Source organism: Piscibacillus salipiscarius (assembly GCF_042685285.1).
GTDB lineage: Bacteria > Bacillota > Bacilli > Bacillales > Alkalibacillaceae > Piscibacillus > Piscibacillus salipiscarius.
This window is the reverse complement of record NZ_JBHUMZ010000033.1, coordinates 1-1063: the sequence shown is the minus strand read 5'-3', so window position 1 is coordinate 1063 and position 1063 is coordinate 1. Positions and strand designations below refer to the sequence as shown.

The 1063-nt window shown below is 34.1% G+C and carries 1 protein-coding gene; it reads right to left on the bottom strand.

Annotation, left to right across the window (positions count from 1 at the left end; translation table 11 throughout):
* Positions 1-43: 43 nt before the first annotated feature.
* Positions 44-1063: ISL3 family transposase (locus tag ACFSW4_RS11935; protein ID WP_377329521.1), on the bottom strand; the 1020-nt coding region annotated here is incomplete at its 5' end.

Below are 1063 nucleotides of genomic sequence, written 5' to 3'. Positions count from 1 at the left end.
GGTTCTAAGTCAAATGTTGGGGTGAGCATACGCTCACTCCTAATTATGTGACTCGAACTTTTATATTTTTATATTGATGATGTAATAATATCTTCAATCTAAAGCGATCAAAACGTTTAAATCCAAAAGCATTACGTTTAATAACTTTAGTTTGGTTATTAATACCTTCCACATAACCATTATGTAATTCAAATGCGAAGCTATTCATGATTTGTTTTTGCCAATTTTGAAAGGTCGATATCGACCTTTCAAATTCAATAACACCAGATGTCTTTACGAGATCATAATATTGATATAACCTCTTCTTTATAGATTTCAAATTAGTAGGGCCGCTGGCCTTCGCTATTTCAAACCACAATCGGTATGCTTCTTTCAATTGATAGGCTTTTCTTAAATAGTTAGATTTTCTAAGATAATGCTCCAAATACCATCGTTGCTTATCTGTTAAATTTTCATTGTGTTTATAAAAGACATGCCTCATCCTTTTACACTTCTTACGATCATAGTCATCAAATTCGTTTTGAACTTTTCTTCTTACCTTTTCGAGTGCCCAATAAATATAGCGACAAAAATGAAATCGATCAGCAACGATAATGGGACCACCCAGTGCTTGATCAACAGCTGCTTTAAAAGATTGACTCATATCCATAACAACTACTTCAACTTTATCCCCGTGTTGTCTAAGATACTCTTTTAAGGTCTCTTTTTTCCTATCTTTAAGAATTTCAATAGGCCTTCTTTCAATAGGATCCGCAATGATTGTTTGATACTTCTCTCCACCCGTATCACCTTTATATTCATCAATAGCAATCACTTTAGGGAGTTCTGTTGCTTCTTTTAATTTAGAAGAACTAATCTGATCGAAACGGCGCATAACCGTAGTAGGAGAAGTCATAAAACGATCCGCTACATCTTTAAAATTCTTTCCATGAATCAATTCTATAGATAGAGCTTGGTTATACTCAATTGATTGTCTCTGATAACGTTCTACAACTGAGTTGTCTTCATAGAATCGCTTACGGCATTGTCGGTCCTCACAAATATAACGTCGTTTTCGATAAAA